The sequence below is a fragment of the Streptococcus parasanguinis genome, assembly GCF_001578955.1.
GTDB classification, from domain to species: domain Bacteria; phylum Bacillota; class Bacilli; order Lactobacillales; family Streptococcaceae; genus Streptococcus; species Streptococcus parasanguinis_U.
This window is the reverse complement of sequence record NZ_KQ969690.1, coordinates 182,655-186,441: the sequence shown is the minus strand read 5'-3', so window position 1 is coordinate 186,441 and position 3,787 is coordinate 182,655. Positions and strand designations below refer to the sequence as shown.

The following is a 3,787-nucleotide window of genomic DNA, read 5'->3' as shown; positions in this document are numbered from 1 at the left end:
AGTGGTACTATTTTAGCATAAAAATGAACATTTCGGGAGGATTTCTATCTTAGAAAGTTAGCTTTTCTGTTGAGCATAAAAACGTGGGGGATAGAGGATCTGAACAGGTTGGATCCCTTGTGACTGATAATAGGCCATAAATTGCTGGTAGTAACCTTCTACATCCTCTTCAATTTGGAGTAAGTTCTGTGAAAGGATCGGACGACAAAGAGGATAAAAGAAATCCAAGCCTAGTTCCAGTAGATGGTGTCCCTGCAAATAGAGTTCTTCCTGAAACCTCATCCACTTTGGGTGACGATAAAAGAGTTGCTGCTGTATATAAGTTAAAAATGTCCGATCGAGCTCGACTGCCATTTGCTGCATGGGTTGCGAAAGATAAGGGGTCCGTAAGACTTCTAGTAAAGACCTTTGACCAAAAGGGAAAATTTCTGTTTGATAATGCAATCGCCCTCGTAAATCCTCATGAATGAGGTATTGTAAACGTAGCTCTTTCTTTGCCAGATCCAATTCCCAAAGATGGAACCCTCGATTCTGACTAAAATAAAGAAAACCAGCCTGCAGTTTTGTTAACCTTTCCTTGAGCCACAACTTTTTACCAAGTAACCAATAGACCTGGTAACCATGGGCGCGATAAGCATCGCTTCTCTCCTTCAAGCGTTCTAAAGATAGGGAGCTACACTGCACTTCTAAAGCTAAGTTCTTGTCTACTACCAAAAGATCGGCAATTTGTTGAAAATCTGCTAAATAACTTTCTACTTCTGTATTAGACTCCCTAGAGGCCCAGTCATAAAGACTGGCTTTCAATTCCAGATGTTCAAAACTCTCAGCTTCGTGATGATAGGGACAATGCTGTAATTCTACATGAGCAAAATGAGCCCGTAGAACCGAGCCATTTTTTAGACGCACTTGACTGTGACAAGCTAAGCAATAGAAAGGACCAGCTGTTGTAGGTGGGACCTCCTTGATACAGTTCCACCTCTGTTGATTGTTATCCATGGCAATAAACATAGCCCCACCTCCTCATCTATATCATTCGAAAAAAAATAAGAAAAAGGCTGGAAATTCCAACCTTTTCTTCCTTTTATTCTTCAGAATCTGAATCATCACTGTCGTCATCTGCAACAGGAGATTTACTCAATTCTTTCTGCATATCTTTCATTTCTTTACGAGTACTTTCCAACTCTTCTCGAGCATCTTTCAAGCTTTCGATCAAAGCTTCACGGTCTTCTTTAGGGACAACCGTGCTATCTGAACCGATGCTTTCCAAACCTTCATTAAAGATATCTTTTTGGTTTTCTAATTCTTGCTTCAAGGCACTAATCGTTGCATCGTATTGTTCTTTTGCGGAACCTGTTACTGAAGAGCCTGCTTCTTCCGTAAGAGAAACTGTCTGATCCATTAATTTTGCATACAACTTTTTGAAGTCGCCCACTGTTTTTGCCTTACTGATGTCCTCATCTGTAACGACACTTGAAGTTGACCCTTTTTCTGAATCTGTTGAAGTATCCTTACCTTTTGTAGTGTTGGCAGATTTGCTCGTCACTTTAGTAGTTGATTGACTATTTGAAGTTTCCTTCTTTGTTTCTTGCTTATTTGAACAAGCAGCTAGGGAAACAATCGTCAAAAGAGCAGCTGTCGATAAGATCATTTTTTTCATAAAATGGTCTCCTTTATTTTTATTTTACCTCATTCTATCACCGAATACTTTGATTGTCAAATTAATCACTAGTTCTTGATAATAGCAAAAAAATTATTCTACATTGCCACCAAAAAGGCTGTGAGATCTTCCTTGGGGCATTTTTAAGGCAAAGGTCATTACAAAAACGATTCCTACTACTCCTGCTAAAAAGAGGCTCATAAGTTGATAGCCGCCGTATTCAATAAAGTGTGCAGCCAGTGGTTGTAATAGAATCGTACCTAGGTAGCGTGCCCCCTGTACAATAGCCATAGCAAGAACCAAGTCTTTCCCCTTCACCTGTTGGGCAATAAACCGTAAGGAAACCATAACCAAAACCATGCCTGTCGTATGCTTGGCTAAGAGTGTCAGGAGCACTTTTAAGAAGACAGGACTTGGAAGAGCATAGACGGCATATTGAGCGAAAATAATCCCGATTGGAAGAGCGATCAAAACCCGTAATGGCCAGTGGTCCATGAATCGATCAGAGAAAAAGATCAAGGGAGCTTCTACTACAACTGAGATAGCCACAACCGTTGAGGCAATATGAACCGGTAGACCACTATCCATCAGCAACTCAGGAATATAGGTGTGACCGATATTACCAACCCCTGAAGCCAAGCCAATCAGAATAATAAAGAAGAGATAAGGACCGTTGTGAAGAAGAGGCCAAATAGAAACGGGCTCTGTTTCCTTCTCTATAACTGTCTCTTTTTTCTTCATTCGAACGGCACTTAGACAGAAAATACTTAGGACAATCGTGATTAAAACCGTATAATAGACTGCTTGGGGACTAAACTGATGATAGACCCAGCCAGCTATTTGTACTCCAACTGAGTAGCCAATCGTTCCCCAAACGCGAATCTTCCCAAAAGCGTATGGACTTTGCGTTGCAAAAACTTCCATCATGGGAGCTGTTCCATTCAAACAGACTAGAACGATTCCATAAAAAGCTGTCAGCCAAAAGAGATTGGGAGCCCAAAGAAAACCTAAGACTCCACCTATGATAATGCTCAGACTGAGGGTTGTCATTTTTACGATTCCAAATCGTTCATTGATATACCCAAAGAAGGGTTGGGCTACCATGGATAAGAAAAAGGCAACAGATACCAAGGTCGATACTTGGGTGGCACTATAGTGTTTCCCCATTAAATAGACAGAAATTAAGGTCGTAAAGAGGGAGGTAGACATAAAATAAAAACTATAGAGTAGCATATAAGCTGCATAAGAATTACGGAATTTTTTCATTTACATCCTTTCTAAAAGTATCCTAATGGAACAATGACAAAACCCAACCGACAATCAGTTAGGTTTTATTCTTAATCTTTATAATAGCGCTTTTGGGCGTCTCTTTTGCGTCGATCTCGACTTTGTTTTTCAATCGAGAGAATGATGACAAGAATGAGAATCGGAATCAAAATCAGGAAGTGATCTAGCGAAAGCCATTTACTTTGCTTGGCAGTCGCCTTTTTTCCACTTGCTGTTTCTTTGACCAGTTCTGGCTTGGCCCCTTCTTCCACCTTCATATCATCTCGGATTCCTTCAGACAGAGTATAGAGATCATTATCCACTGTCAAATACCCATCTTTTACTGCAAGTGTGGGCTCTTTAGCTCCCTTTTTCACCGTTGCATAGAATGGTTTTTCGAGTGTATAGGTCTTGCCATCAATCTGCTGGACACCAGAATCCAATAATTTCTTATAGCCAAAATCTTTATAGGCTTTTTCGATCAAGGCATTCCCAAATGGGTGACGGTAGTATTCCCCATCTTGGTCTGCCCAATCTCCAACCCCCATGATCACAGCAATTAAGCGCTGATTGCCCCGTTTGATGGTCGCGATATAGTTGAAAGCTCCACGAGGACTTGATCCAGTTTTTAAACCATCCACACCTTTCAAAGCATACTTGGCTCCTGGCAATGAATAATTGTAGGTATCAAAGGTTTCCTCATACGGAGTTCCTTTTTTGACCGTGACTTGAGCTTGATTGGTATAGTTTAAAATATCTGGGTATTGATTGATAAAATGATAGACCAAAATCCCTAAATCACGCGCAGTTGTCTGGTTGGCCGCATCATTTGGATAATTGTTTACCTGATAGTAGCCTTGCAAG

4 protein-coding genes are annotated in these 3,787 nt (G+C 40.6%); all 4 read right to left on the bottom strand.

Annotation, left to right across the window (positions count from 1 at the left end):
- Positions 1 to 57: 57 nt before the first annotated feature.
- Positions 58 to 1,008, bottom strand: coding sequence for a competence protein CoiA (locus SPADD19_RS04710; protein ID WP_061455375.1), 951 nt, complete (start codon positions 1,006 to 1,008; stop codon positions 58 to 60).
- Between the two features lie 73 nt (positions 1,009 to 1,081).
- Positions 1,082 to 1,657: a hypothetical protein gene (locus SPADD19_RS04705; RefSeq protein ID WP_061455374.1), complete on the bottom strand. Its 576-nt coding sequence runs from the start codon at positions 1,655 to 1,657 to the stop codon at positions 1,082 to 1,084.
- Positions 1,658 to 1,750: 93 nt separating this feature from the next.
- Entirely contained in the window at positions 1,751 to 2,923 is a 1,173-nt protein-coding gene (locus SPADD19_RS04700) for an MFS transporter (protein WP_061455373.1), read from the bottom strand.
- Positions 2,924 to 2,994: 71 nt separating this feature from the next.
- Positions 2,995 to 3,787: DUF1958 domain-containing protein (locus SPADD19_RS11515; protein WP_128861583.1), on the bottom strand; the 793-nt coding region annotated here is incomplete at its 5' end.